Annotated in this window: 24 protein-coding genes, 1 tRNA gene and 1 riboswitch; of the genes, 18 read left to right on the top strand and 7 right to left on the bottom strand. The window is 39.6% G+C overall.

From position 1 onward, the window contains the following. Nucleotides 1-65: 65 nt before the first annotated feature. A complete protein-coding gene (locus FJR73_RS01000; protein ID WP_140832795.1) occupies nucleotides 66-506 on the bottom strand; it encodes a GtrA family protein in 441 nt (146 codons plus the stop codon). 28 nt (nucleotides 507-534) lie between these two features. After that, a riboswitch (PreQ1 riboswitch) is annotated at nucleotides 535-632 on the top strand. On the opposite strand from FJR73_RS01000, the gene FJR73_RS00995 reads away from it, so the two are divergent. The 4 genes from FJR73_RS00995 (at nucleotide 630) to dapA (ending at nucleotide 3,924) form a co-directional block, all read left to right on the top strand. Further along, the gene (locus FJR73_RS00995) at nucleotides 630-1,139 is read left to right on the top strand and encodes a QueT transporter family protein (protein WP_140832793.1); all 510 of its coding nucleotides are present in this window, start codon (nucleotides 630-632) and stop codon (nucleotides 1,137-1,139) included. Its footprint overlaps the riboswitch before it by 3 nt. A gap of 99 nt (nucleotides 1,140-1,238) precedes the next feature. Then, nucleotides 1,239-1,311 (top strand) — tRNA-Thr (locus tag FJR73_RS00990). 544 nt (nucleotides 1,312-1,855) lie between these two features. Further along, nucleotides 1,856-2,932: an aspartate-semialdehyde dehydrogenase gene (locus FJR73_RS00980; protein ID WP_000542462.1), complete on the top strand. Its 1,077-nt coding sequence runs from the start codon at nucleotides 1,856-1,858 to the stop codon at nucleotides 2,930-2,932. 56 nt (nucleotides 2,933-2,988) lie between these two features. Beyond that, nucleotides 2,989-3,924 (top strand): 4-hydroxy-tetrahydrodipicolinate synthase, encoded by a 936-nt coding sequence (dapA, locus tag FJR73_RS00975; protein ID WP_140832791.1) that lies wholly within the window; start codon nucleotides 2,989-2,991, stop codon nucleotides 3,922-3,924. A 46-nt stretch (nucleotides 3,925-3,970) separates the two neighbouring features. Here dapA and mnmE read toward each other — a convergent pair whose 3' ends face one another. Both mnmE and FJR73_RS00965 read right to left on the bottom strand, forming a co-directional pair. Then, nucleotides 3,971-5,344 carry a tRNA uridine-5-carboxymethylaminomethyl(34) synthesis GTPase MnmE gene (gene mnmE / locus FJR73_RS00970; RefSeq protein ID WP_140832789.1) on the bottom strand — a complete coding sequence of 458 codons (1,374 nt, stop codon included), beginning with the start codon at nucleotides 5,342-5,344 and terminating at the stop codon, nucleotides 3,971-3,973. Nucleotides 5,345-5,480: 136 nt separating this feature from the next. After that, complete coding sequence (locus FJR73_RS00965) at nucleotides 5,481-5,663, bottom strand: 4-oxalocrotonate tautomerase (RefSeq protein ID WP_001117401.1); 183 nt, start codon at nucleotides 5,661-5,663, stop codon at nucleotides 5,481-5,483. A gap of 122 nt (nucleotides 5,664-5,785) precedes the next feature. On the opposite strand from FJR73_RS00965, the gene FJR73_RS00960 reads away from it, so the two are divergent. The 13 genes from FJR73_RS00960 to msr(D) all read left to right on the top strand — a co-directional run bounded on the left by FJR73_RS00960 (nucleotide 5,786) and on the right by msr(D) (nucleotide 18,557). Continuing rightward, complete coding sequence (locus FJR73_RS00960) at nucleotides 5,786-6,370, top strand: thymidine kinase (protein WP_140832787.1); 585 nt, start codon at nucleotides 5,786-5,788, stop codon at nucleotides 6,368-6,370. Between the two features lie 2 nt (nucleotides 6,371-6,372). Then, on the top strand, nucleotides 6,373-7,452 hold the full coding sequence (prfA, locus tag FJR73_RS00955) for a peptide chain release factor 1 (RefSeq protein WP_140832785.1): 1,080 nt from the start codon (nucleotides 6,373-6,375) through the stop codon (nucleotides 7,450-7,452). Further along, nucleotides 7,452-8,288 carry a peptide chain release factor N(5)-glutamine methyltransferase gene (gene prmC, locus FJR73_RS00950; protein ID WP_140832783.1) on the top strand — a complete coding sequence of 279 codons (837 nt, stop codon included), beginning with the start codon at nucleotides 7,452-7,454 and terminating at the stop codon, nucleotides 8,286-8,288. The genes prfA and prmC overlap by 1 nt, the downstream gene beginning before the upstream one ends. Next, a complete protein-coding gene (locus FJR73_RS00945) occupies nucleotides 8,272-8,874 on the top strand; it encodes an L-threonylcarbamoyladenylate synthase (protein ID WP_181146565.1) in 603 nt (200 codons plus the stop codon). The genes prmC and FJR73_RS00945 overlap by 17 nt, the downstream gene beginning before the upstream one ends. 1 nt (nucleotide 8,875) lies before the next feature. Then, nucleotides 8,876-9,307 carry a GNAT family N-acetyltransferase gene (locus FJR73_RS00940; RefSeq protein ID WP_140832780.1) on the top strand — a complete coding sequence of 144 codons (432 nt, stop codon included), beginning with the start codon at nucleotides 8,876-8,878 and terminating at the stop codon, nucleotides 9,305-9,307. 49 nt (nucleotides 9,308-9,356) lie between these two features. Then, nucleotides 9,357-10,613 carry a serine hydroxymethyltransferase gene (gene glyA, locus FJR73_RS00935; RefSeq protein ID WP_140832778.1) on the top strand — a complete coding sequence of 419 codons (1,257 nt, stop codon included), beginning with the start codon at nucleotides 9,357-9,359 and terminating at the stop codon, nucleotides 10,611-10,613. Nucleotides 10,614-10,620: 7 nt separating this feature from the next. Then, on the top strand, nucleotides 10,621-11,595 hold the full coding sequence (locus tag FJR73_RS00930) for a nucleoid-associated protein (protein ID WP_000356103.1): 975 nt from the start codon (nucleotides 10,621-10,623) through the stop codon (nucleotides 11,593-11,595). After that, nucleotides 11,595-12,209, top strand: coding sequence for a cell wall hydrolase Pmp23 (gene pmp23, locus FJR73_RS00925; RefSeq protein WP_140832776.1), 615 nt, complete (start codon nucleotides 11,595-11,597; stop codon nucleotides 12,207-12,209). The genes FJR73_RS00930 and pmp23 overlap by 1 nt, the downstream gene beginning before the upstream one ends. A 73-nt stretch (nucleotides 12,210-12,282) precedes the next feature. Continuing rightward, nucleotides 12,283-13,257, top strand: a complete 975-nt coding sequence (locus tag FJR73_RS00920) for a DUF1002 domain-containing protein (RefSeq protein ID WP_140832773.1) — start codon at nucleotides 12,283-12,285, stop codon at nucleotides 13,255-13,257. A gap of 73 nt (nucleotides 13,258-13,330) precedes the next feature. Beyond that, on the top strand, nucleotides 13,331-14,686 hold the full coding sequence (gene rlmD, locus FJR73_RS00915) for a 23S rRNA (uracil(1939)-C(5))-methyltransferase RlmD (RefSeq protein ID WP_140832771.1): 1,356 nt from the start codon (nucleotides 13,331-13,333) through the stop codon (nucleotides 14,684-14,686). Between the two features lie 514 nt (nucleotides 14,687-15,200). Then, nucleotides 15,201-15,371: a hypothetical protein gene (locus FJR73_RS00910; protein WP_000873143.1), complete on the top strand. Its 171-nt coding sequence runs from the start codon at nucleotides 15,201-15,203 to the stop codon at nucleotides 15,369-15,371. Between the two features lie 385 nt (nucleotides 15,372-15,756). Continuing rightward, nucleotides 15,757-16,974, top strand: a complete 1,218-nt coding sequence (gene mef(A), locus FJR73_RS00905) for a macrolide efflux MFS transporter Mef(A) (protein WP_054367041.1) — start codon at nucleotides 15,757-15,759, stop codon at nucleotides 16,972-16,974. Nucleotides 16,975-17,093: 119 nt separating this feature from the next. Further along, a complete protein-coding gene (msr(D), locus tag FJR73_RS00900) occupies nucleotides 17,094-18,557 on the top strand; it encodes an ABC-F type ribosomal protection protein Msr(D) (RefSeq protein WP_000420313.1) in 1,464 nt (487 codons plus the stop codon). A gap of 117 nt (nucleotides 18,558-18,674) precedes the next feature. On the opposite strand, the gene FJR73_RS00895 is transcribed toward msr(D), so the two are convergent. The 4 genes from FJR73_RS00895 to FJR73_RS00880 are packed head-to-tail and all read right to left on the bottom strand — an operon-like array spanning nucleotide 18,675 to nucleotide 19,919. Beyond that, nucleotides 18,675-18,974 (bottom strand): DUF5960 family protein, encoded by a 300-nt coding sequence (locus FJR73_RS00895; protein WP_001072467.1) that lies wholly within the window; start codon nucleotides 18,972-18,974, stop codon nucleotides 18,675-18,677. Further along, entirely contained in the window at nucleotides 18,961-19,329 is a 369-nt protein-coding gene (locus FJR73_RS00890) for a hypothetical protein (RefSeq protein ID WP_000567222.1), read from the bottom strand. Before FJR73_RS00890 ends, FJR73_RS00895 begins: the two co-directional genes overlap by 14 nt. Before the next feature lie 12 nt (nucleotides 19,330-19,341). Next, nucleotides 19,342-19,677, bottom strand: a complete 336-nt coding sequence (locus FJR73_RS00885; protein ID WP_000806926.1) for a hypothetical protein — start codon at nucleotides 19,675-19,677, stop codon at nucleotides 19,342-19,344. Next, nucleotides 19,674-19,919 carry a hypothetical protein gene (locus FJR73_RS00880; protein ID WP_001813542.1) on the bottom strand — a complete coding sequence of 82 codons (246 nt, stop codon included), beginning with the start codon at nucleotides 19,917-19,919 and terminating at the stop codon, nucleotides 19,674-19,676. Before FJR73_RS00880 ends, FJR73_RS00885 begins: the two co-directional genes overlap by 4 nt. Before the next feature lie 475 nt (nucleotides 19,920-20,394). On the opposite strand from FJR73_RS00880, the gene FJR73_RS00865 reads away from it, so the two are divergent. Beyond that, nucleotides 20,395-21,012 carry a TetR/AcrR family transcriptional regulator gene (locus tag FJR73_RS00865; protein WP_070479200.1) on the top strand — a complete coding sequence of 206 codons (618 nt, stop codon included), beginning with the start codon at nucleotides 20,395-20,397 and terminating at the stop codon, nucleotides 21,010-21,012. The last annotated feature ends 47 nt before the right edge of the window (nucleotides 21,013-21,059 follow it).

Raw genomic sequence — 21,059 nt, 5'->3', positions numbered from 1 at the left:
AGTTCCTTTCCAAAGTTTTTGCTCTTTATTATATATTAATTAAGAAATGCTTGCAAGCTATATGCTTAAATTTTTTTATTTTTAAAAATAAATACCTTACTAAAAATGTAATTAAGAATAATTATCAAAAATTGTGAAATAGCTGTTTCGATAGTATTAACCTTGTCTATATTATTATTTACAAATTGTCCAATAATATTAGGAAACTGGGTTACAAAGAGAAAAGTTAAAAATAAGTCTAAAAGAAAAGTAGAAAGGCGGGCAAGAGTAAATTTCACTAAACGTCTTGGCCAATTCTGCCTAGCCTGCTTAAATACAATCGTATCATTTGTGATAAAGGCAAAGAGGATACCGATAATATTTGCTAGGGCAGTAGCAAGGAGTTCTTTATGAGTTAGTTGATAAATGACTAATCGGGATAGAATAGAAATAAGAGTAGTTGCTATTCCAAAAAAAAGATAGGCTAAGAGCTCATTCATGAATAGACTTTGAATGCGTTTTTTCATGCTTTTAGTATAGCATAAAGCAGGCTATTGTGCTATACTAGTAAGGTTGAATGAATCAACCCTTGGTGCTTAGCTTCTTTCACCAAGCATATTTTACGTGGACAACCCGCCAAAGGAGAAAAGATGAAAAAATTAACTGTTCGTGATGTAGCAGATATTGCAATCGTTGCAGCTATCTATGTCGTTTTAACTGTCACACCACCCCTAAATGCCATTAGCTACGGTGCTTATCAGTTCCGTATTTCAGAAATGATGAACTTTATGGCTTTTTACAATCCTAAGTACATCATCGGAGTTACCATCGGTTGTATGATTGCTAATTTCTTTAGCTTCGGACTGCTAGATGTCTTTGTTGGTGGTGGATCAACCTTGGTATTCCTCAGTTTAGGTGTTTGGCTTTTTGCAAAATACAGTAAAGACTACCTCTTCAATGGATTAATCAGAAAAGATCATTTTTTCTTTTCAATCCTCTTTTCAATTTCCATGTTTACAATTGCTGCCGAGTTGAATATCGTAGCGCAATTACCATTTTTCCTTACTTGGTTCACAACAGGAATTGGTGAATTTGCTTCATTGATTATTGGTGCGATTATCATTGGTAAAATTGGTCGTCGAATCGATTTAAGCAAATAGAACAGGACAAGCTAGGTAGCTATTACCTGGCTTTTTCTTATGGAAAATATCTAAGGAAACTTGACAAGATTTTCTAACTGTAGTATACTTTTTAAGTAAGCTGATTTAGCTCAGTTGGCAGAGCGCATCCATGGTAAGGATGAGGTCGCCGGTTCAATCCCGGCAATTAGCATTAAATAAACACAAAAGCCCTTGATTTACAAGGGTTTTTGTTATGTCTGCCCCAAATCTGCCCCAAATTTTTCAAAGTGCAAACTGGGAAGCTAGCCGCAGGTTGCTCAAAGCACTGCTTTGGGGTTGCAGATAGAACTAACGAAGTCAGCTCAAAACATGTTTTTGAGGTTGTAGATGAAACTGACGAAGTCAGTAACCATACATACGGTAAGGCGACGCTGACGAAGTTTGAAGAGATTTTTGAAGAGTATAAAGAGTTTTGTCTGTTGACAAAAGTCATTCTCTTTAGTAGAATAGTAGATGCGATGAGTCGATAGGTAGTCTTCGGACTGCTATTGAGCATAAGGAGGTCATAACGCAGGAGCGGACCTTGATGAGTTGTGTGAACCTGCTCATCACATGAAGATGCCTCTTAGTCCCTAGTCTAGCGACTGGGGATTTTTATTTTCTAAAAAATGATGAAAAAGCTTTGCAATTCATGGAAAAAGTAGTATAATACATCTATTATAGAAATTTTTAGAAAATTCCGAAAGAGGTTACTTATGGGATATACAGTTGCTGTAGTCGGCGCGACAGGTGCTGTCGGTGCTCAGATGATAAAGATGTTGGAAGAATCAACACTTCCAATTGATAAAATTCGTTTACTTGCTTCTGCACGTTCAGCAGGCAAGACTTTGAAATTTAAAGACCAAGATATTACGATTGAAGAAACGACTGAAACTGCTTTTGAAGGAGTTGATATTGCTCTCTTTTCAGCAGGTGGTTCTACATCAGCTAAGTATGCACCATATGCAGTTAAAGCTGGAGCGGTAGTAGTTGATAATACATCTTACTTCCGTCAAAATCCAGACGTTCCTTTGGTTGTTCCAGAGGTCAATGCTCACGCACTTGATGCCCACAACGGGATTATTGCTTGCCCTAACTGTTCAACAATCCAAATGATGGTGGCTCTTGAGCCAGTTCGCCAAAAATGGGGCTTGGACCGTATCATCGTTTCAACTTACCAAGCCGTTTCAGGTGCTGGTATGGGAGCGATTCTTGAGACACAACGTGAACTTCGTGAAGTCTTGAATGATGGAGTGAAACCACGTGATTTACACGCAGAAATTTTGCCTTCAGGTGGTGACAAGAAACATTATCCTATCGCCTTCAACGCTCTCCCACAAATTGATGTCTTCACAGACAATGATTATACTTACGAAGAGATGAAGATGACTAAGGAAACTAAGAAAATCATGGAAGATGATAGCATTGCAGTATCTGCAACATGTGTGCGTATTCCAGTCTTGTCAGCTCACTCTGAGTCAGTTTATATCGAAACAAAAGAAGTGGCTCCAATTGAAGAAGTCAAAGCAGCTATCGCAGCCTTCCCAGGTGCTGTTCTTGAAGATGATGTAGCTCATCAAATCTATCCGCAAGCCATCAATGCAGTTGGTTCACGTGATACCTTCGTAGGTCGTATCCGTAAAGACTTGGATGCTGAAAAAGGAATTCACATGTGGGTTGTTTCAGATAACCTTCTCAAAGGTGCTGCTTGGAACTCAGTTCAGATTGCAGAAACTCTTCACGAACGTGGCTTGGTTCGTCCAACAGCTGAATTGAAATTTGAATTAAAATAGTCATATAATTTAGGAGTTCAGATGAACTCCTTCTTTGAAATAGAGAGGTGTTTCTCATGTCTTATCAAGATTTAAAAGAGTGTAAAATCATCACAGCCTTTATTACCCCCTTCCACGAGGATGGTTCCATCAACTTTGATGCTATTCCAGCCTTGATTGAGCATTTATTGGACCATCATACGGATGGAATTCTTCTTGCTGGCACGACAGCTGAAAGTCCTACCTTGACTCACGATGAAGAGTTGGAACTCTTTGCAGCTGTACAGAAAGTTGTCAATGGACGTGTTCCTTTGATTGCGGGTGTCGGTACCAATGATACTCGTGACTCGATCGAGTTTGTCAAAGAAGTCGCAGAATTTGGTGGTTTCGCAGCTGGTCTTGCTATTGTGCCTTACTACAACAAACCTTCCCAAGAAGGAATGTATCAGCACTTTAAGGCCATTGCAGATGCTTCTGACCTACCAATTATTATCTATAACATTCCAGGGCGTGTGGTTGTCGAATTAACTCCAGAAACCATGCTTCGTTTGGCTGACCATCCAAATATTATCGGTGTTAAAGAATGTACGAGTTTGGCAAATATGGCTTACTTGATTGAGCACAAGCCAGAGGAGTTCTTGATTTACACAGGTGAGGATGGAGATGCTTTCCATGCCATGAATCTTGGTGCGGATGGGGTTATTTCTGTTGCCTCTCATACAAATGGGGATGAGATGCACGAGATGTTTACGGCCATTGCAGAAAGCGATATGAAGAAAGCCGCAGCAATTCAACGTAAGTTCATTCCTAAGGTTAATGCTCTCTTCTCTTATCCAAGTCCTGCTCCAGTTAAGGCCGTTCTTAACTATATGGGATTTGAAGCTGGACCAACTCGTCTACCTCTTGTTCCAGCACCAGAAGAAGATGCCAAACGCATTATCAAGGTTGTCGTAGATGGCGACTACGAAGCAACCAAGGCAACTGTAACAGGGGTTTTAAGACCAGATTATTAATGAAGACAATAAAATCCATGACCGAATGAACGATCATGGATTTTACTCATTTTCCTAAACAGAATTGGCTAAAGAGTTGGGTGATGAGTTCATCTGGAGCAGCATCACCAGTGATTTCTCCGAGGATTTCCCAAGTACGAGTCAAATCAACTTGAAGTAAATCAACTGGCATACCTAGTTCCAGCCCTTGGTTAACAGCCTGTAGGCTTTCAACAGCCTTTTCAATTAGGGAAATGTGACGGGCGTTTGACAAGTAAGTAGCATCTTGCTCAACCAAACCAGCATTTTCAAAGAAGAGGTTGTTGATTCTCTCTTCAATCTTATCGATGTTTTGGTTTTTAAGGACTGAAATACGAATAACGTCTTCAGGTAGTTCCGATGTTTCAATCGCTTCAGGCAGGTCAGTTTTGTTAAGAAGAATAATGCGATTAGTCTCCTGACTGATTTCTAGGAGTTGGCGGTCTTGGGCGGTTAGTGGTTCACTGGCATTTAGCACCAGTAGAACCAAGTCGGCTTCCTTGAGGGCTTTTTTCGAACGCTCAACACCTATTTGTTCCACAATATCATCTGTTTCACGAATACCAGCTGTATCAATCAATTTTAGGGGAACACCGTTGATGTTGACGTATTCTTCAATAACATCACGTGTTGTACCAGCAATATCGGTTACGATAGCCTTGTCTTCACGCAAGAGGTTGTTGAGAAGGCTTGATTTCCCAACGTTGGGGCGTCCGATGATGGCAGTGGAGATTCCTTCACGAAGGATTTTACCGCGACGGGCTGTTCTAAGGAGATTGGTTAGCAATTGCTCAAACTCCATTGTCTTTTCTCGGACCACAGCAGTAGTCGCTTCTTCAACATCGTCATACTCAGGATAGTCGATATTAACCTCAACTTGGGCAAGTGTATTGAGGATTTCTTGACGGGTATTATTAATCAGCTCAGAAAGGGAACCGTCTAATTGTTTAACTGCAATGTTCATAGCCTTGTCTGTCTTAGCACGGATGATGTCCATAACGGCTTCAGCCTGAGTCAGGTCCACACGACCGTTTAAAAAGGCACGTTTGGTAAATTCACCAGGCTCAGCCAACCGAGCTCCTTCACGGATCGCTAGTTGGAGAATTTCATTGGTCACCGCAATCCCACCGTGGGTGTTAATCTCGATAATATCTTCACGAGTAAAGGTCTTTGGAGATTTCATAGCCCCAACCATAACCTCGTCCATGACTTTTCCTGTCTGAGGGTCAACGATGTGACCGTAGTTAAGGGTATGGCTAGCAACCTGACTCAAGTCTTTTCCTTTAAAAATCTTTTGCGCAATAGCAAAACTTTCTGTTCCGCTCAAGCGGACAATACCAATAGCTCCTTCACCTAGTGGAGTAGAGATAGCAGCGATGGTATCAAATTCACGTGTAATCATAATGTTTTCCTTTAATTAATTGCTCTTTTCTTGGAATATTCCAAGTCTCTTTTCAAATTGTAACAAATTTAGACTATTTCTTCAATGGATGCTACTTGGAGATTGAAAAAGCCTAAGCAATTCTGCTTAAGCTAGCTTATTTGGTGCGCATTTCCCCTTGTGGGAAGTAAGTTCCTTCTGGCATGTCGTTGATGATGACATGAACAGCAGATTGAGGGGCTCCAGTGTTACGGACAACCGCTTCCGTTACTTCCTTAGCCAGAGCTTTCTTTTGCTCGAGCGTGCGTCCTTCAAATAAATCGATGCGTACAAATGGCATAATGGTTTCCTCCACTAGTTTTGATTTCTTCTATTTTACCACATTTTGCCGTTTAAAGCTTCAGAAAATTATGATATACTAGAATGTAGCAAAAATTTAGAAATGGACGTGAAGCAAGAAACATGGCACAGTTATATTATCGTTATGGGACCATGAATTCTGGTAAAACGATTGAGATTCTCAAAGTGGCCTATAACTACGAGGAGCAGGGAAAAAGTGTTGTAATTATGACCTCGGCTCTGGATACGCGTGATGGTGTTGGCTATGTGTCGAGTCGTATTGGCATGAAACGCCCTGCCATTGCGATTGAGGAAACGACGGATATCTTTGGCTATATCCGAGACCTACCAGAAACACCTTACTGTGTGTTGGTCGATGAAGCCCAGTTTCTCAAGCGTCACCATGTTTACGACCTGGCTCGTGTTGTCGATGAGTTAGACATACCTGTCATGGCTTTTGGTTTGAAAAATGACTTTCGCAATGAACTGTTCGAAGGTTCCAAGTATCTCTTGCTCTTAGCAGACAAGATTGACGAAATCAAGACCATCTGTCAGTATTGCAAGAAAAAGGCGACCATGGTATTGCGTACTCAGGATGGATTGCCCGTTTACGATGGAGAACAGATCCAGATTGGCGGTAATGAAACTTATATCTCAGTTTGCCGTAAACATTATTTTGCGCCTGAAATCAATAAGGAGAATGAATAAAAATGAACATCTATGATCAACTACAAGCTGTAGAAGACCGTTATGAAGAATTAGGAGAATTGCTGAGTGACCCAGATGTGGTTTCGGACACCAAGCGTTTCATGGAGCTCTCAAAAGAAGAGGCTTCAAGCCGTGATACAGTGACGGCTTACCGAGAATACAAACAAGTCCTTCAAAACATCGTCGATGCTGAAGAGATGATTAAGGAATCAGGTGGAGATGCTGACTTGGAAGAAATGGCCAAGCAAGAACTCAAAGATGCCAAGGCTGAAAAAGAAGAATACGAAGAAAAACTGAAAATCTTGCTTCTTCCAAAGGATCCAAACGATGACAAGAACATCATCCTTGAAATCCGTGGCGCCGCTGGTGGAGACGAAGCAGCACTTTTCGCTGGAGATTTGCTAACCATGTATCAAAAGTATGCGGAAGCCCAAGGCTGGCGCTTTGAAGTTATGGAAGCCTCTATAAATGGTGTCGGCGGTTTTAAAGAAGTCGTTGCCATGGTTTCAGGTCAATCTGTTTACTCTAAACTCAAGTACGAATCTGGAGCACACCGTGTGCAACGTGTCCCTGTGACAGAAAGTCAAGGTCGTGTCCATACATCAACTGCCACAGTTCTTGTCATGCCTGAAGTTGAAGAGGTTGAATACGACATTGATCCAAAAGACCTTCGTGTCGACATCTATCACGCCTCTGGTGCTGGTGGACAGAACGTCAATAAGGTTGCGACTGCCGTGCGTATCGTTCACTTGCCAACCAATATCAAGGTGGAGATGCAGGAAGAACGTACCCAGCAGAAGAACCGTGAAAAGGCCATGAAAATCATCCGTGCGCGTGTCGCTGATCACTTTGCACAAATTGCACAAGATGAACAAGACGCTGAGCGTAAGTCGACAATCGGAACTGGGGACCGTTCAGAACGAATCCGTACTTATAACTTCCCACAAAACCGTGTCACAGATCACCGTATCGGCTTAACCCTCCAAAAACTAGATACGATTTTATCTGGTAAATTGGACGAAGTTGTGGATGCCTTGGTGCTCTATGACCAAACGCAAAAATTAGAAGAATTAAACAAATAATGAAATTAGCTCAATTATTTTCAGATTTTGAAGAAGAGTTGATAAGACAAGGAGAGGAAGCTGAAAGCCTCTCTTTTGTCTATCGTAGCCTGAAAAATCTCTCTTTTACAGACTTTGTTTTTGCTCTTCAGCAGGAAGTGACGGAAGAGGAAGAAGTATTTGTAGAAGAAATTTACCTGCAGTTAGTAGCTCATAAACCTGCCCAGTATATTATAGGTCGGGCAGATTTTTATGGAATGCAGCTAAAAGTTGATGAGCGGGTTTTGATTCCTCGTCCAGAGACTGAGGAGTTAGTGGAGCTTATCCTGGCTGAAAATCCTGAGACGAATCTTTCAGTCCTGGATATTGGAACAGGTAGTGGAGCTATTGCTCTCGCCTTAGCAAAAAATAGACCAGCTTGGTCAGTGACAGCAGTGGATATTTCCCAAGATGCTTTAGATTTAGCTCGCGAAAATGCTAAAAATCAAAAACTTAATATATTTTTTAAAAAATCTGATTGTTTTGCAGAAATTTCTGAAAAATATGATATAATTGTATCCAATCCACCCTATATCTCTCGTGAAGATGAGTCAGAGGTAGGTTTGAATGTTTTGCATTCGGAGCCTCATTTAGCTCTCTTTGCAGACGAGGATGGCCTAGCTATTTACCGTAGAATTGCGGAAGATGCAAAAGCCTATCTCAAAGACGGTGGTAAGATTTACCTTGAAATTGGATACAAACAAGGTCAAAGTGTTCCTGAGCTTTTTAGGAAAAATCTTCCTGAAAAAAGAGTACGAACACTCAAGGACCAGTTTGGTCAAGATAGGATGGTTGTCGTTGATGATGGACAAGATTAGACAAGAGTTGGAAAATGGTGGAGCTGTCGTTCTGCCTACAGAGACAGTATACGGTCTTTTTGCTAAGGCCTTAGACGAAAAAGCAGTTGACCATGTTTACCAACTCAAACGTCGTCCCAGAGACAAGGCGCTTAACCTCAATATCGCCTCTCTAGAGGACATCTTGAACTTTTCTAAGAATCAGCCATCTTATCTGCAAAAACTTGTAGAGAACTTTTTACCAGGTCCCTTGACCATTATACTCGAAGCCAATGACCGAGTTCCCTATTGGGTCAATTCTGGTCTGGCAACTGTTGGATTTCGGATGCCTAGTCATCCCATTACCCTTGATTTGATTCGAGAGACAGGTCCCTTGATTGGGCCGTCTGCCAATATCTCAGGTCAGGCAAGTGGCGTGACTTTTAATCAAATTCTAGAGGATTTTGACCAAGAGGTTCTGGGTTTGGAAGACGATGCTTTTCTAACTGGACAGGATTCAACTATTTTGGATTTATCGGGAGACAAGGTGAAAATCTTACGCCAAGGGGCCATTAAGCGAGAAGATATTCTTGCTCAGTTGCCAGAGATTTCTTTTGAGGAGGAATAAAATGCTAAGAGATTTGCAAGAAACAGATGTGAAAGCTATATGTGAGATTAACCAAAAAGCTTTGGGGTATTCTTTTAGTCCAGAGGACACGGCTAGTCAATTAGCTAGACTGTCTCAGGATTCCCATCATTTCCTTCTTGGCTATGAGGATATAGCTAGTCATGTTTTACTGGGATATGTTCACGCTGAGGTTTATGAATCACTCTATTCCAAAGCAGGTTTTAATATTTTAGCCTTAGCAGTTTCACCTCAAGCGCAAGGTCAAGGTATCGGTAAAAGTTTATTACAAGGGTTGGAAGACGAAGCCAAAAGACGTGGTTATGAGTTTATCCGCTTAAACTCTGCTGATCACCGTCTGGGTGCTCATGCATTTTATGAAAAAGTTGGTTATACTTGTGATAAAATGCAGAAACGGTTTATTCGCATCCTTTAGTTTATTTTCTTAAACTAAAGGACCTGTCACATTATAAAGGAGAAGACCTATGATTTTTGACAAAGATAATTTTAAAGCATATGATGCTGATCTCTGGAATGCTATTGCCAAAGAAGAAGAACGCCAACAAAACAATATCGAGTTGATTGCTTCGGAAAACGTTGTTTCCAAGGCTGTTATGGCAGCTCAAGGGTCTATCTTGACGAATAAATATGCCGAAGGCTACCCAGGGCGCCGTTATTATGGTGGAACGGATGTGGTAGATGTGGTAGAATCTCTAGCCATTGAACGTGCAAAAGAAATTTTCGGTGCTAAATTTGCCAATGTCCAACCACACTCAGGGAGCCAAGCTAACTGTGCGGCTTACATGGCCTTGATTGAGCCTGGCGATACGGTTATGGGAATGGATTTGGCTGCTGGTGGACACTTGACCCACGGAGCTCCTGTCAGTTTCTCTGGTCAAACCTACAACTTTGTTTCTTATAGCGTGGATCCTGAAACAGAACTCTTGGACTTTGATGCTATCTTGAAGCAAGCCCAAGAAGTAAAACCAAAACTGATTGTAGCAGGTGCTTCAGCCTATTCTCAAATTATCGACTTCTCAAAATTCCGTGAAATTGCGGACGCTGTTGGGGCTAAACTCATGGTAGATATGGCTCATATCGCTGGTTTGGTTGCTGCTGGTCTTCACCCTAGCCCAGTACCATACGCACATATCACAACAACCACAACCCACAAAACCCTTCGTGGACCACGTGGCGGTTTGATTTTGACCAATGATGAAGACCTAGCTAAGAAAATCAATTCAGCTATTTTCCCTGGTATTCAAGGTGGACCTTTGGAGCATGTTGTGGCAGCTAAAGCTGTTTCTTTCAAAGAAGTTTTGGATCCAGCCTTCAAGGAATACGCTACCAATGTTATCAAGAACAGCAAGGCTATGGCGGATGTCTTTTTGCAAGATCCTGATTTCCGTATCATTTCTGGTGGGACTGAAAACCATCTCTTCCTAGTGGATGTGACTAAAGTTGTAGAAAACGGAAAAGTTGCTCAAAACTTGCTGGATGAAGTCAATATTACCCTAAATAAAAACTCAATCCCTTACGAAAGCTTGTCACCATTCAAGACAAGTGGTATTCGTATCGGAGCAGCAGCCATCACTGCACGTGGATTTGGTGAAGAAGAAAGTCGTAAAGTGGCTGAGCTCATCATTAAAACCCTTAAGAATGCAGAAAATGAAGCTGTCTTAGAAGAAGTGAGAAGTGCAGTTAAAGAATTAACAGATGCCTTCCCATTATACGAGGACTAAAACTTTTATGGACATTTATATTAAGAAAGCTATTATTCATCAGTTCAGTCCGGATGATACGGAGCTGTTCCTAGCGGATAAGTTTCTCAATATTACTCCAAAAATCGAAGAATACCTGCGCAAAAAAATCGAACGTGTGTATTCAGATGAAGCCAAGACTGGGATTTTCGAGGAAGAAAATCCCTTCTTCAATCATATTACAGACGATTTGTTGGAGACATCAGTGACGCTGGCTAATCTCTGGAAAGAGGAGTTTAGCATTTCAGAAAATCTTAAGACCAATGACTTGATTTTTGTGCAATTTTCTAAAGAAGGTGTAGAACATTTCGCTTTCTTACGAATTGCCCTGCGTGAGACCTTGACCCACCTCGGGGGAGAGGTTGATAATCCAATCAAGCTAACTCAAAATAACTTACCTGGATTTGGAACAGGAGCTGATGAGGCCTTGGTGGTTAATCTTCAGAGCCGCAAGTACCATCTGATTGAAAAACGAATCAAGTACAATGGGACTTTCTTGAACTATTTTTCAGAAAATCTCCTTGCCGTAGCCCCTAAGATTTCACCTAAGAAATCTATCAAAGAACTGGAAAAAACAGCCCAGAGAATTGCTGAAACTTTTAACACAGATGATTTTCAATTTCAATCTAAGGTGAAATCAGCGATTTTCAATAACCTGGAAGAAAGCAATGAATTGTCACCTGAAAAATTGGCCAACGACCTTTTTGACAATAATCTGACGGCTCGTTTGAGCTTTATTGACCAAGTTAAAGAAGCTGTCCCAGAACCTGTTCAATTTGATGAAATTGATGCCAGTCGTCAGCTTAAAAAATTTGAAAACCAAAAACTTTCCTTGTCAAATGGAATTGAGCTCATCGTTCCCAATAACGTCTATCAAGACGCCGAGTCTGTTGAGTTTATCCAAAACGACAATGGAACCTACTCTATCTTAATCAAAAATATCGAGGATATCCAAAGTAAATAATGTTTAAACGAATTCGAAGAGTGCTTGTACTAGCAGTCTTCCTTTTTGCTGGCTATAAAGCTTACCGCGTTCACCAAGATGTCAAGCAGGTCCTGACCTATCAACCCATGGTGCGAGAAATCTTGAGTGAAAAAGATACCCCAGCAAACGAAGAGCTTGTGCTCGCTATGATTTATACCGAAACAAAAGGAAAAGAAGGCGATGTTATGCAGTCTAGTGAGTCTGCAAGTGGCTCAACCAACACCATCAATGATAATGCCTCTAGCATTCGGCAAGGCATTCAAACTCTGACAGACAATCTCTATCTGGCCCAGAAGAAGAGGGTAGATGTCTGGACGGCTGTTCAAGCCTATAATTTTGGTCCTGCCTATATCGATTATATCGCCCAAAATGGTAAGGAAAATACCTTGGCTCTGGCTAAACAGTACTCTCGTGATACTGTTGCTCCCTTGCTTGGCAATACCACTGGAAAGACTTATAGTTATATTCACCCCATTTCCATTTTTCACGGTGCTGAACTCTATGTAAATGGAGGAAACTATTATTATTCTAGACAGGTGCAACTCAACCTTTACATCATCAAAACTTTCACTCTCTTTTCGACATCTGGCTAGACCAGGTGTTTTTGTTATAAGTTTTCTTTAAGATAGATATATTACTCTAGAAAGGTAAAGGAGGAAATTCCCAATGAGAAAGAAACTCTTTCTGACTAGTGCTGCGGTCTTGTGGGCAGTAACAGCTATGAATAGCGCCCATGCAGCAACAGATGTTCAAAAAGTCATCGATGAAACCTATGTTCAACCTGAATATGTCCTAGGTTCATCATTGTCTGAAGACCAAAAAAATCAAACCCTTAAAAAACTAGGCTACAATGCCTCAACAGACACCAAAGAACTCAAGACCATGACACCTGATGTCTATTCTAAGATTATGAATGTTGCCAATGACTCTAGCTTACAATTGTATTCATCAGCCAAGATTCAAAAGCTAGGTGACAAATCGTCACTTGAGGTCAAGATTGAAACACCAGAAAATATCACTAAGGTGACGCAGGATATGTACCGCAATGCGGCCGTAACTTTGGGTGTGGAACACGCCAAAATCACTGTAGCAGCACCTATTCCAGTTACAGGTGAGAGTGCCTTAGCCGGGATTTACTATTCGCTAGAAGCTAATGGAGCCAAGGTGCCACAAGCCAACAAAGATTTGGCTCAAGAAGAGTTGAAGGCTTTGTCCGATATCAATGCTGAAAACAAGGACAAGTCTGGCTATGATGCTAATAAATTGAACGTTGCTCTAGCCGATATCAAGTCAGGACTCGCCAAAGCTAAAGAAAGCAAGGGAAATCTGACAGAGGAAGATGTCCGCAAAATCGTTGAAGATACCTTAAAAAATTACAAACTTGATCAGGTCATAACAGGAAACCAGATCAATATCATCATCAATTTTGCTTTGAATCTCTCAAAAAGTGATATCCTCAGCAATGCAGACTTCACTAAAACCCTGAATGACCTTAAACAAAGTATTGTTTCACAAGCTGGCGACAGTTTTAAAAATATTAACCTTAACTTTGATGCTGATAAAGCGCTAGAGGATGGCGGTAATTTTCTAAGCTCCCTCTGGCAAGCCATTGTCAACTTCTTCAAGAGTTTTGGTTCTTAAGAAATTTCATGGTATAATAGATGGTAACTGTAACGTTGCCGTCTTTTTTGTCGGCCAATAGAAAGTGAAGAGAATGTTAAAGAAAAATGATATTGTAGAAGTTGAAATTGTTGACTTGACCCATGAAGGTTCAGGTGTGGCGAAGGTAGATGGTTTGGTCTTTTTTGTAGAGAATGCTTTACCGACTGAAAAAATCCTTATGCGTGTCCTCAAGGTTAATAAAAAGATTGGTTTTGGGAAAGTTGAAGAATACCTTGTCCAGTCACCACACCGTAATCACAATCTAGATTTGGCTTACCTTCGTTCAGGAATCGCGGATTTAGGTCATCTTTCCTATCCAGAACAACTCAAATTTAAAACTAAGCAAGTCAAGGACAGTCTATACAAGATTGCTGGTATTACGGATGTAGAGGTTGCTGAAACGCTTGGTATGGAAAATCCAGTCAAGTATCGTAACAAGGCACAGGTCCCTGTTCGTCGTGTTAATGGTGTTTTGGAAACTGGATTTTTCCGTAAGAATTCCCATGACCTCATGCCTCTAGAAGATTTCTTTATCCAAGATCCTGTGATTGATGAGGTAGTTGTAGCTCTACGCGACTTGCTCCGTCGTTATGACCTGAAACCTTATGATGAAAAGGAACAAGCTGGCTTGATTCGTAATCTTGTGGTGCGTCGTGGCCACTATTCAGGACAAATCATGGTCATTTTGGTGACAACTCGTCCCAAAGTTTTTCGTGTGGACCAATTGATTGAACAATTCATCAAGCAGTTCCCAGAGATTGTGTCTGTCATGCAAAATATCAACGAGCAGAATACCAATGCAATTTTTGGTAAGGAATGGCGCACACTTTATGGACAAGACTATATCACTGACCAGATGTTGGGAAATGACTACCAAATCGCTGGACCTGCTTTTTACCAAGTCAATACTGAAATGGCTGAAAAACTTTATCAAACAGCCATTGATTTTGCTGAATTAAAAGAAGATGATGTGGTTATTGATGCCTATTCGGGGATTGGGACGATTGGCCTCTCTGTTGCCAAACACGTCAAGGAAGTCTATGGTGTTGAAGTGATTCCAGAAGCAGTTGAGAATAGCAAGAAGAATGCTCAACTGAACAATATTTCAAATGCCCACTATGTCTGTGATACGGCTGAAAATGCTATGAAAAATTGGCTCAAAGATGGGATTCAACCAACCGTTATCTTGGTTGATCCTCCACGCAAGGGCTTAACCGAAAGCTTTATCAAGGCAAGTAGCCAAACAGGAGCAGATCGCATCGCTTATATCTCATGTAATGTCGCAACCATGGCGCGTGATATCAAACTCTACCAAGAATTAGGATATGAATTGAAGAAAGTCCAGCCGGTGGACTTGTTTCCACAAACGCATCATGTTGAGGCGGTAAGTTTGCTAGTCAAGGAGTAAAACGACGAAGATTAGCATTTACTTCCGCCCATGCGATAGCTGTCCGTGATTGACAAGTGCTAGCACGCAGACAGAACGGAGATAGCGAACCGCTGAGTGTGTCGCTCTGCTCGTAAAAGCTTAGAAACCTTTGAACGAAAGGGATAATGAAAGCCTTGATTGCAAGGCTTTTTGCTTTATGGTGGGTAAGTATCAGAGTGAGAAAATTTTTGGAATGAGTAGAAGTGATAGCTAGAAATTATCAGTTTCTATTTCCATTTACCCTGTGGGTACGTGTTTGTTTCCATTGACAAGGAGTTTGTGGGAATAGAAATGTACCCACCTTGTTTGAATCAAGTGAAGTGTAGTTGAAGGAAATCTGTTGAAAGCAATACTTCATTTTACCGAATAAGTAATAATTTAGGCAACTTCAAATCGATTAAAAAAAACTATTTTAAAGGTTAAGAGTAGACAAAAATTGTCCACTCTTTTTTGCAAACTCAATTTATCAATAAATGAAATGAGGGAATGTAAAATGAAATATTTTGAGGTTGAGTTAGAAAATCCTGATGAATTTTTAAAACTACAAACAGAAGATTTTGTGAAAGCTAATCGCTTGCTACTAAGGAAGATAATCCAGAGCGTTACAGTCTATGAAGAAAACTTCGTCATATCCTTTAAATCTGGCATCGAATTGGAAGTATGAGTCTCATTCCATAACTTTTATATTGAACATATCATCTTGTTGTGTTATACTATAAATTGATATAAACAAAGATGTAGGAGGAACCGAAACTATGACAGCCTCAATGCGTTTAAGATAAGCTGGCAATAAAAAAAGCAGAATCTATACCCGATGATAGGCTTTTTTGTTGTGCTTATTTATACGATATTGAGCATTCATTAGTTACGGTGAGGATATTGGTTATTTAACTATACCTTTATTTAACTATGTCTTTAATATGAATGTTTCCAAATTGTATGTATGCAGACCAAAAGCCACATTGTGGGGTTTGGCCTGCATTTTTTATTGCCTAGAATGCTATTCAAAATAGAAATTCAAGCAAAATAATATGCAGGAGATAATATAAATGGAAAAATACAACAATTGGAAACGAAAATTTTATGCAATATGGGCAGGGCAAGCAGTATCATTAATCACTAGTGCCATCCTGCAAATGGCGATTATTTTTTACCTTACAGAAAAAACAGGATCTGCGATGGTCTTGTCTATGGCTTCATTAGTAGGTTTTTTACCCTATGCGATTTTGGGACCTGCCATTGGTGTGCTAGTGGATCGTCATGATAGGAAGAAGATAATGATTGGTGCCGATTTAATTATCGCAGCAGCTGGTGCAGTGCTTGCTATTGTTGCATTCTGTATGGAGCTACCTGTCTGGATGATTATGATAGTATTGTTTATCCGTAGCATTGGAACAGCTTTTCATACCCCAGCACTCAATGCGGTTACACCACTTTTAGTACCAGAAGAACAGCTAACGAAATGCGCAGGCTATAGTCAGTCTTTGCAGTCTATAAGCTATATTGTTAGTCCGGCAGTTGCAGCACTCTTATACTCCGTTTGGGATTTAAATGCTATTATTGCCATCGACGTATTGGGTGCTGTGATTGCATCTATTACGGTAGCAATTGTACGTATACCTAAGCTGGGTAATCAAGTGCAAAGTTTAGAACCAAATTTCATAAGGGAGATGAAAGAAGGAGTTGTGGTTCTGAGACAAAACAAAGGATTGTTTGCCTTATTACTCTTAGGAACACTATATACTTTTGTTTATATGCCAATCAATGCACTATTTCCTTTAATAAGCATGGAACGCTTTAATGGAACGCCTGTGCATATTTCTATTACGGAAATTTCCTTTGCATTTGGGATGCTAGCAGGAGGCTTATTATTAGGAAGATTAGGGGGCTTCGAAAAGCATGTATTACTAATAACAAGTTCATTTTTTATAATGGGGACCAGTTTAGCCGTTTCGGGAATACTTCCTCCAAATGGATTTGTAATATTCGTAGTTTGCTGTGCAATAATGGGGCTTTCGGTGCCATTTTATAGCGGTGTGCAAACAGCTCTTTTTCAGGAGAAAATTAAGCCTGAATATTTAGGACGTGTATTTTCTTTGATCGGAAGTATCATGTCACTTGCTATGCCAATTGGGTTAATTCTTTCTGGATTCTTTGCTGATAAAATCGGTGTAAATCATTGGTTTTTACTATCAGGTATTTTAATTATTGGCATTGCTATAGTTTGCCAAATGATAACTGAGGTTAGAAAATTAGATTTAAAATAAACAATATTGGAGGAATATTTATGTATCTTATTTTCATGTAACTCTTCCTGCTAAAATCGCAGGGTTTTCCCTGCATACAAGCAAATGAAAGCATGCGATTATAGACAGGAGGAAATGTTATGGAATTAATATTAAAAGCAAAAGACATTCGTGTGGAATTCAAAGGACGCGATGTTTTAGATATAAATGAATTAGAAGTATATGATTATGACCGTATTGGTTTAGTAGGAGCAAATGGTGCTGGAAAAAGCACTTTACTCAGGGTACTTTTAGGAGAATTAACTCCCCCAGGATGTAAAATGAATCGTCTGGGTGAACTTGCCTATATTCCCCAGTTGGACGAAGTAACTCTGCAGGAGGAAAAAGATTTTGCACTTGTAGGCAAGCTAGGTGTTGAGCAATTAAATATACAGACTATGAGCGGTGGTGAAGAAACAAGGCTTAAAATAGCACAGGCCTTATCGGCACAGGTTCATGGTATTTTAGCGGATGAACCTACGAGCCATTTAGACCGTGAAGGAATTGATTTTCTAATAGGACAGCTAAAATATTTTACAGGTGCACTGTTAGTTATTAGCCATGACCGCTATTTTCTTGATGAAATAGTAGATAAAATATGGGAACTGAAAGATGGCAAAATCACTGAGTATTGGGGAAACTATTCTGATTATCTTCGTCAGAAAGAGGAAGAACGTAAGAGCCAAGCTGCAGAATACGAACAATTTATTGCGGAACGTGCCCGATTGGAAAGGGCTGCGGAGGAAAAGCGAAAACAGGCTCGTAAAATAGAACAGAAGGCAAAAGGTTCTTCAAAGAAAAAAAGTACTGAAGACGGAGGGCGTTTAGCTCATCAAAAATCAATAGGAAGTAAGGAAAAAAAGATGTATAATGCTGCTAAAACCCTAGAGCACAGGATTGCGGCCTTAGGAAAAGTAGAAGCTCCGGAAGGCATTCGCAGAATTCGTTTCAGGCAAAGTAAAGCATTGGAGCTCCATAATCCATACCCTATAGTCGGTGCAGAAATTAATAAAGTATTTGGGGATAAGGCTCTGTTTGAAAATGCATCTTTTCAAATTCCGTTAGGAGCAAAAGTGGCGTTAACTGGTGGTAATGGAATCGGAAAAACAACTTTAATCCAAATGATCTTAAACCATGAAGAAGGAATTTCTATTTCGCCTAAGGCAAAAATAGGTTACTTTGCACAGAATGGTTACAAGTACAACAGTAATCAGAATGTTATGGAGTTTATGCAGAAGGATTGTGACTACAATATATCAGAAATTCGTTCAGTGCTAGCATCTATGGGGTTCAAACAGAACGATATTGGAAAAAGTTTATCTGTTTTAAGCGGTGGAGAAATTATAAAATTGTTGCTTGCTAAAATGCTCATGGGTAGATATAACATCCTAATAATGGATGAACCCAGTAACTTCCTTGACATACCAAGTTTAGAGGCTTTGGAAATACTAATGAAGGAGTACACCGGAACTATCGTGTTTATCACCCACGATAAACGATTACTCGAAAATGTAGCAGATGTAGTTTATGAAATTAGAGATAAGAAAATAAATCTGAAACATTAAATTTAAGGTAGTCGCTGGTCAGTATAGTCTGTTCTGGTTGGCGACTCCATTGTTAAAGAGTATAAAGACTTTAGATTTTATGAATATTAAAAATAGGAACAGTCAATTGAACTGCTCCTATTTTTCTGCTAAATATATTGTAGTTTTCTTATATGTATAATGATAGATTAGCGGATTCTCATCTACGGTACTTACTTCAAATATGAAGAAGTGATCGCGGTTATCTCTGGACTTTTCCTTATTGAGGACAAAGTAATTCTTACGTGAAGTCGCCATTGTTTTTAGGATATCATCAGTTAGGAAGGTCAATGGAATATTCATGTTAGAGTAGCGGTAGAAGTCACGTTCAAAATCTTGGTAGCTCTCGCTATAATAGTCCATTTGTAGGTGATTACGCTGAAACTCAAGCTGATTCATAGAGCACCTCCTCGACAAGTTCAATACTAATAATGTCTTTTAATTTCAAATTGATGTGACCTGTTGTAGTTTTTATCAAAATGAAATCTTTGGTCAGACTTGGTATTGTTCCAGTGTAGGAAACACGCTTGTTTTTTTCAATCACTTGAATGCGTGTGCGTAGCTGCCCGGCGTATACTTGACTGAGGAGTAATAATTTCTTCTCTAGTGATAAGTCAGACATGTACGTTACTTTGTTTGTATCATCAGAGAGTGCTGATGCATGTTCAGATAGGAAAAAGCCCATCCATTTTTGCATCTTTGTATCCTGGTACTCTCTTGCTGATTGAAATGGTAAATATGAACGGTCAATCATATCAAATCCTTTCTATGCAGAGGCAAGGGTATTTTTATCAAATTGAATCGTAAAACCTTGAATTCCCCCACCTGTGTAACATTCTTTAAAGCGATTGATTACCTCAGTATAGATTATCACAGATGAGCTTGTTGGCTTAATGCTAAATGTAAATTCCAATGGTAATCGGTTTTCAGATTTAGCATGTACTAGTCGTATCGATATTTCAGTTGTTTTGAGTTTTCTCTGACGAAGTTTTGAAGTTGCTGTTTCAACGATTCCATGTAAAAATCTTTCAAGCATTTCAATATCATTACATCCTTTGCTACGGATTTCTGAAAATTGTACTGTATTTTTTTCTTGTTTCATTTTAATCCCTCCAATCCACCCGCGGAATGACCACCGATAAGTTTACTGCGTTCAATATTTCTGGAACCTTCAGTTAGGACGGTTCCTTTTTGTATGGCTAAAAAACCAAACTGTTCTCTGACAACATCAATAGCTGTCTGAAGTCTATTATCTTTTTCAATTTGTTCTACATCATCAAAGAGTGATAGTAGAGTATAGCTTTCATCTACGAAGCCACTATAAGATACACCAATTTGTCTCACTGCACCAGAGGTGTATTTTTTCGGAATAATACAAGTACATGACTCACCATTGTTTTGGGGAGATTTGCGGGTTCAATTTTATTCTGAGCATTTATAGATTTTTTCATCTCAGTCCTAGAATAGCCAATATGAATAGAAACGACAGTAGTCAATACTAGGGCTACTGTTCCGTTCCACAGTATCATTTAAAAATCATTTTCACACCCTTTCGTCTATTAGTATAGAAGAAAGCTCTCAGCACACGTCGAGTGTGTGAGTTTGTTAGTGAAACGCAGTTAATCCTCAAAAGGTTCCCCAAACCTTTTTAGTCCCGCAGACGCATCATGTTGAGGCAGCATCACTGCTTGTACGAGCTTAGAAAAAATGTTGACGAAAAAGCCTTGGTGTCAAGGTTTTTTTGGTATCCTCAAAAAGGTAATTTTATAATTGACAATTTGTCAGTAAAGTAGTATGATTTATAATCAGGAGGAATAAAATGCGAGATGTAAAAGATCCGGAAATTCGACGGGCTGAGATTATGGATGCTGCTATGCTCCTCTTTATGGAGAAAGGATATGCGAACACAACAACTCAGGATATAGTCGATAAGGTAAATATATCACGAGGTTTGTTATACTATCACTTTAAGAACAAAGAAGATATTCTGTATTATCTTGTGGAACGTTATTCAGAGAAATTATTGAGAGATATTCATGTGATTGTCAATGATGACGACAAAACTGCTATTGAAAAAATAAGAGCCTTTATAGATGCCACAATAATCTCTACAGATAACGTTTCAGCGGAAGGAACTGAGTTACAAAAGACGGTTGATCTTGAAGAAAATCGTTATATGTTAGATAAGTTATCTCATAAGCTCATTGAAAAACTGACTATATATTTTGAGAGGATAATAAATCAAGGCATCTCAGAAAAAGTATTTTCTGTAAAATATCCATCAGAAACAGCAGAATTTCTGATGACAGCCTATGTTTTTGTTTCAAATAACATAGGTATAAAAACTTCAAAGAAAGAACCTGTCAAAGATTACTTGAATGCATTTAAGATAATGCTGGAACAAAATCTAAATACAAAAGGACTCTTTAGCAATTAAAAAAGATAGAATGTTTGTAAAGAGAACTACGTACCGATAGCTAAATC

Source organism: Streptococcus sp. D2 (assembly GCF_006385825.1).
GTDB lineage: Bacteria > Bacillota > Bacilli > Lactobacillales > Streptococcaceae > Streptococcus > Streptococcus shenyangsis.
This window is presented reverse-complemented; position numbering and strand designations above follow the sequence as displayed.